Here is a 6,002-nt window from a genome sequence, read left to right as displayed (position 1 = left end):
TCTCGTCGATGAGCACGAGCGAGTTCTTCGCCACCGCGAGGGTGATGTCACGCAGGCGCGCCACGTGCGCGCTGAACGTCGACAGGCCCTGCGACAGGTCCTGCGCGTCGCCCACCGTGGAGTGCACCGTGTGGTACAGCGGCATCCGCGAGCCCTCGCCCGCGGGGATGGGCAGGCCCGCGCGCAGCATCAGCGCGCACAAGCCCCCCGCCGTCAGCGTCACCGTCTTGCCGCCCGCGTTCGGACCCGACACCACCAGCGCCCGCGCCTGGCCCTTCATCTCCACGTCGTTGGGCACCACCTCGGTGTCCCTCAGCACCAGTCGCGGGTGCCGCAGCCGCAGCAGCGTCAGATCCTCCACCCCGGCGAACTCGGGCGTGTAGGCCCGCAGGTCTCCCGCCAGTACCGCCGTCGCCTCCGCCTCGTCCAGCTCCGCCACCGCCGCGATGCCCTCGAGCGCCTTGTCCGCCTCCCGCCCGAGCTGGTTCGTCAGCTCCTGGAGGATGCGCCGCTCCTCCTCCGCCACCACCGACTGGGCGATGGCCAGGTCGTTGCCCATCCCCACCATCGCCTCGGGCTCGACGAAGAGCGTCTGGCCCGTCTGGCTCGCGTTGTGGACGATGCCCGGCACCTCCCCGCGGTAGTTGGACACCACGGGCACCACGTACCGGCCATTGCGGATGGTGTAGTAGTTCTCCCGCAGCTTCGGCAGGAAGCCCTCGTCGTGGAGCATCTCCTCCAGCTGGCTCTTGATGCGCCGGTGCAGCCCGCGCACCCGATCCCTCGCCTCGCGCAGCTCCGGGCTCGCCCGGTCGGAGATCTCCCCGTCCGCCTCGAAGCTCCGGTCGATGCGCACCGCCAGCGGCTCCAGCAGTGGCAGCCGCCGGGAGATGGCCGCCAGCCGGGGCACCACGTGCTGCCGCTCCTCCAGCGCCTCGCGGGTGCGGACGAAGGCGAACAGCAGCTGCGCCGCCGCGATGAGCTGCCGGGGCTCCAGCAGGCCCCCCTTGGAGGCAAGTTCCATCGCGGAGCGCAGATCCGTCACCCCGCCGAGCGGCAGGGAGAACTGCTCCTGGGCCAGCCGCCGCGCCTCGGCGACGAGCTCCAGGGCCTCTGCTACTGCATCCTCGGTATCGAGGAACGGTCGGGCGAGCGCGCGCTCCCTCCCGGTTTCGGTCCGACAGCGGTGGGCCAATGCGCGGAGCACTTCCGCGAAGCCAAGGTCCTCGAGCGTTCTCTGAGCAATCTGCACGGTCATGGGTGTTTCATGCGCGGCCGGACGGCCGTCAAGAGGAAGTACGCGTTGTGTTGTGGCGGCGGGTGCCGCTCTGCTATCAGCCGGCCATGCTCTGGCTCCTGGTAGCGGGCACGCTCGCGGCGACCATGGACGCACCGGCTTCCGGGGATCTGACGGCGGCCCTGGCCCGGGAGGCCGAGGGCGACAGCGCGGGCGCCCTGGAGGCAGTCGAGGCCGTGGTGCGTGCCTGGCCCGCCCAGCCCCTCCCTCGGGTGGAGGCGGCGCGGTTGCTGCTGAAGCTGGGTCAGGACCTGGACCGGGTCGAAACCTACCTGGACGTCGCCGCCGCCCTGGCCCCGGAGAACCCTCGCGTCCACTACCTGCGCGGGCTCCTCTGGGAAGAGCGGGGGCAACCCCTGCGAGCGGCCCACTCCTATGAGTTGGCCGTGATGTATAGAACCTCTTACGAGGACGCCCGCTTCCGGCTCGCCGGCCTCTGGGCCTCCCTGGGCGACTGGCTCAAGGCCGAACTGCACTACCGCTTTCTCAGCCGCTCCCACCCCGAGTGGGCTCAAGTGCGCCTGCAGCTCGCCCGGGTCCTGGAGGAGCAGGGCCGCGTGGAGGATGCCGAGCGGGAGCTGACCCTTCTCCACGGCGAGCAGCCAGGCAATGCCCTGGTCGTCCGCCAGCTGGCCGGGTTCTACGAGCGCACCGGGCGGCCTCGACTCGCCAGTAAGCTACGGGCCAGCCTGGAGCCTCCCGCTCCTCCGAAGAAGATGCGCCCCCTGCGTCCGTCCCGTCGGTAGGGAACCTTTCGCTGTCGGTGCGATTGCACCGCCAGCCCCACTGCATACACTGCGCCCGCCTTGAAGACCGCCAACCTCGCCATCGTTTTCACCGACATCAAGGGTTTCACCGAGCGCACCAGCCAGCAGACGCTCGAGGAGAACCAGCGTCTGCTCAAGGCGCACCACAACCTCCTCGCCCCCGTCTTCAAGGCCTTCGGGGGACGCATCATCAAGTCCATCGGGGATGCCTTCCTCGTCACCTTCGAGTCGCCCACCCAGGCCGTCCTCAGTGGCATGGCCATCCAGGATCGGCTCTGGCAGTACAACCGCACCGCCCCCGACGCGGAGCGGCTCGACGTGCGCGTCGCCATCAACGTGGGCGAGGTGCGGCTGGAGTCCAACGACATCTTCGGCGAGCCCGTCAACATCGCCTCCCGCGTGGAGTCCATCGCCGAGGCCGGTGAGGTGTACTTCACCGAGGCCGTCTACCTCGCCATGAACAAGGCCGAGGTGCCCTCGCAGGAGGTGGGCTCCTTCGAGCTCAAGGGCATCCCCGGGAAGATCCGCGTCTTCCACGTGCCCCGCGCCCCCTACCGCGTGGAGGCTCCCTCCGTGGTGCATCTGGTGCCCGGGTCCGAGTCCTCGGACACGCAGGAGCAGCCGCCCTTCGCCAACCTGGCGCTCTCGCGCATTCCCGAGTCGGCGCTGGCGACGGGGCCGGATCTCGCCGCCACCGCGGCCGCCCTGGGCAGCCGCGCGGCCACCCTGGGCGGGCAGCTCATGGCGCGCACCCGCACGGCCCTCCAGTCGGTGAGCGCCGGTCGGTCCACGCCCTCCGTCTCGCGACCGCTCATGCTGGGGGGGGGGATGTTGGCGCTGGTGCTCGGCCTGGGGGTCGTGGTGTTGGGCGACAGCGCGGCGGAGAACGCCATCGAGAAGGTGGCCAAGACCTCCTCCCGCGAGGAGAAGAAGGAGGCGACGGAGAAGGCCCGGCGCCTCATCAGCGAGGAGAAGGATCCGGTCGAGCGCTCCTGGCTGTCCGGGCAACTGGCCGAGGCGGCCGGTGACTTCGACCGGGCGACGGACCATTACCGCACCGCGGCGAGGGCCCAGCACGGGGACGCGGAGGATCGGCTCATCGAGCTGCTGGAGCACGAGAGCTGCTCCGCGCGCCGCCATGCCGCGGGGGTGCTCGGCGAGCTGCGGGTGGCGTCGGCGCGCGGGAAGCTGGAGGACCTGGCCGAGGATGGGGGTCCGGGTGAGGAGTCTGGCTTCTTCGGGTGCGACTCGAGGGCGGCGGCCCGCAAGGCCCTGGAGAAGCTTGGACGCTGAGAGGACGCTGTGACCACGGGGGTCCATGTGAGACGGGTGAAGACGGGACTGGATGTCTGGGTGGAGCAGGGTTTCGCGCCGCTGAAGGGCAAGCGGGTGGGCGCCATCGTCAACCCCACCAGCGTGGACTCGCGGTTCCGCCACCTGGCGGACCTGCTGGCCAGCACGCCCGGGGTGAAGCTGTCGGCGCTCTTCGGCCCCGAGCACGGTATCCGCGGCGAGGCCCAGTACATGGTCGCCGTGGACGAGATGCGCGACCGGCGCACGGGGGCCCCCGTGCACAGCCTCTACGGCTCCACCTTCGAGTCGCTCTCGCCCCGCCCCGAGTGGCTGGAGGGACTGGAGGCGCTCGTCTTCGACATCCAGGACGTGGGCAGCCGCTACTACACCTACGTCTACACCATGGCCCTGGCCATGAAGGCCGCCGGCAAGGCGAAGGTGCCCTTCTACGTGTTGGACAGGCCCAACCCGCTCAACGGTGTCACCGTCGAGGGAAACCACGTGGGCGAGCGCTACCGCTCCTTCGTGGGGCTGTACGACATCCCCAACCGGCACGGCATGACGGCCGGCGAGCTGGCCCGGCTCTTCAATGAGGAGCAGGGCTTCGGGTGCGACCTGACGGTGGTGCCCATGGAGGGCTGGCGCCGCGAGCACTTCTGGTCCGACACCGGGCTGCCCTTCATCTCGCCCTCGCCCAACATGCCCACCCCGGACACGGCGCTCGTCTACCCGGGCATGTGCCAGGGCGAGGGCACCAACGTCTCCGAGGGCCGTGGCACCTGCCGCCCCTTCGAGCAGTTCGGCGCCCCCTGGGTGGACACCGACGCGCTTCTCGCTCGCTTGGAACGTGAGAAACTCCCTGGCGTCGCCTTCCGCGCCGTGGGCTTCACCCCCACCTTCGACAAGTACAAGGGCGAGTCCTGCAACGGCGCCTTCATCCACGTCACCGACCGTGACGCCTTCCTCCCCCTGCGTACGGGTCTGGCCATCTTCCAGGCCCTCTACGAGTTGGGGCAGGACGGAAAGTTCGGCTGGCGTGAAGACGCCTACGAGTTCGTGGATGACGTGCCCGCCTTCGATCTGCTCTGCGGCACGGACCAGGTGCGCAAGGGAATCGAAGCCGGCTGGCCCCTGGACCGGCTGATGGAGGGTTTCGACACCCAGGCCCGGGACTTCGCCAAGCGGAGGGAGCGTCACCTGCTGTACGCTCAAGGGTCGTGAGCCAAGACGTCATCGGACTGCTGTCCGACAGCCATGGAGATCTGGCCGCCTTCGACGCGGCCTATGAGCTGCTGCGGGGCAAGGGCGCCCAGCGCTTCATCTTCCTGGGCGGTCGCTACACCGACCTGGACGAGTGGATCCTGGATCGCCGCGAGCGCAGCCGAGGGGGCCGCGAGTACTCGGGGGCGGACTTCATCCAGGACGTGGCTCGCTGGCTGGCCGTGACCGAGCAGAAGCCCCGCCCGCGCTCGCTCTCCGTGAGCCTTGACGAGCTCAAGGAGCTGGACGCGGATCCGCTGCTCGTGCGCGAGCACTTCCTGCGCACGCCGGAGCGCGACTCGCTCCAGTACCGGGATCCGGCCATCCCCCGGAAGATGCTGGACATGGTGGGCGACACGCTGTGCTGCCTCGTCCACGACAAGAACGACCTGAACCGGGATGACCTGGTCAACGCGCTCGTCTTCATCCATGGCAAGGAGTCCGAGCCCAAGCTGGTGCAGATCGGCCCGCGCTACTTCCTCTCCCCGGGCCGGCTGGCCGGGGCCGCGGAGCAGACGTGCGCCCTGCTGGAGCGCGAGGATCGCACCTTGAGCTTCTCCGCCTTCCAACTGGACGGGAAGGTCGTCGTGGAGCGGCAGCAGTTGCTGCTGGATCGTCGGTCGAAGCTGACCCTCAAGTGAGGCTCCCCGTGCAGGTCGCGCTCCTCGGAGGCTCGTTCAACCCGCCGCATGTCGGCCACCTGCTGGCCGCCCACTACGTGCGTGCCACCCAGGGCGTGGACGAGGTGTGGCTCATGCCCACGTTCCGCCATCCCTTCGGCAAGGTGACGGCGCCCTTCGAGCAGCGCGTGCGCATGTGCGAGCTGCTGTGCCAGGACGCCGCCGGGTGGATGAAGGCCTCGCGGGTGGAGAGCGAGGTGGGCAAGGACGGGCGCACGGTGGACACGCTGGACTTCCTGCGCGCGCGCCACCCGGAGCACCAGTTCTCGCTCATCATCGGCTCGGACATCCTCAAGGACTTGCCGAGCTGGAAGGACTTCGACCGGATTGAGCGGATGGCGCGCGTGCTGGTGCTGCACCGCGCGGGCTATCCGGCCGACCGGGCCGTGGGGCCGCCGCTCGCGCTGGTCTCCTCCACGGAGATTCGCGAGCGACTGGCCCGGGGCGAGCTGCCCTCGGACCTCGTGCCGGGCACGGTGCTCGCCTACGCCCGCGAGCACCACCTGTACGGACTGTGAGCCGGGCTCAGCCCCGGTGCTGGCCGAGCCACTCCACGAGGAGCCGGTTGACCTCGGCCGGCTTCTCCTGGTGCAGGAAGTGCCCGGCGCCCTGGATGCGCTCGGTGCGCAGGCCCTTGCGGAAGTTCTCCGGGCGCACCGAGTCGAAGAGGCGCGTGCTGACGCAGCCGTCCAGCGCGCCGGTGAG

The 6,002-nt window shown here is 70.0% G+C and carries 7 protein-coding genes; 5 read left to right on the top strand and 2 right to left on the bottom strand.

Annotated features, from left to right (window positions below; genetic code table 11):
* Nucleotides 1-1,258 (bottom strand): MutS-related protein (locus tag VF794_RS41490; protein WP_414641028.1); only part of this gene is annotated, 1,258 nt, incomplete at its 3' end.
* An 86-nt stretch (nt 1,259-1,344) separates the two neighbouring features.
* On the opposite strand from VF794_RS41490, the gene VF794_RS41485 reads away from it, so the two are divergent.
* From VF794_RS41485 to nadD, 5 genes are read left to right on the top strand one after another with little or no spacing between them, the layout of a single operon-like run.
* Nucleotides 1,345-2,043, top strand: coding sequence for a tetratricopeptide repeat protein (locus VF794_RS41485; protein ID WP_331119561.1), 699 nt, complete (start codon nt 1,345-1,347; stop codon nt 2,041-2,043).
* A 60-nt stretch (nt 2,044-2,103) separates the two neighbouring features.
* On the top strand, nt 2,104-3,357 hold the full coding sequence (locus VF794_RS41480; protein ID WP_331119559.1) for an adenylate/guanylate cyclase domain-containing protein: 1,254 nt from the start codon (nt 2,104-2,106) through the stop codon (nt 3,355-3,357).
* 27 nt (nt 3,358-3,384) lie between these two features.
* Entirely contained in the window at nt 3,385-4,578 is a 1,194-nt protein-coding gene (locus tag VF794_RS41475; protein ID WP_331119557.1) for a DUF1343 domain-containing protein, read from the top strand.
* Nucleotides 4,575-5,258, top strand: a complete 684-nt coding sequence (locus tag VF794_RS41470) for a hypothetical protein (RefSeq protein WP_331119555.1) — start codon at nt 4,575-4,577, stop codon at nt 5,256-5,258. The genes VF794_RS41475 and VF794_RS41470 overlap by 4 nt, the downstream gene beginning before the upstream one ends.
* Nucleotides 5,255-5,815 (top strand): nicotinate (nicotinamide) nucleotide adenylyltransferase, encoded by a 561-nt coding sequence (nadD, locus tag VF794_RS41465; RefSeq protein WP_331119553.1) that lies wholly within the window; start codon nt 5,255-5,257, stop codon nt 5,813-5,815. The genes VF794_RS41470 and nadD overlap by 4 nt, the downstream gene beginning before the upstream one ends.
* Before the next feature lie 7 nt (nt 5,816-5,822).
* On the opposite strand, the gene VF794_RS41460 is transcribed toward nadD, so the two are convergent.
* On the bottom strand, nt 5,823-6,002 hold a 180-nt coding region (locus VF794_RS41460), incomplete at its 5' end, for a hypothetical protein (RefSeq protein ID WP_331119551.1).

It is taken from the genome of Archangium sp. (genome assembly GCF_036389735.1).
GTDB lineage: Bacteria > Myxococcota > Myxococcia > Myxococcales > Myxococcaceae > Archangium.
The sequence above is the reverse complement of the archived record's forward strand: the minus strand, read 5'-3'. Positions and strand labels throughout refer to the sequence as shown.

What these genes read in the sequence shown, in the direction of transcription:
- VF794_RS41485 (WP_331119561.1), top strand. Translation starts at nt 1,345, where the DNA reads ATGCTCTGGCTCCTGGTAGCGGGCACGCTCGCGGCGACCATGGACGCA.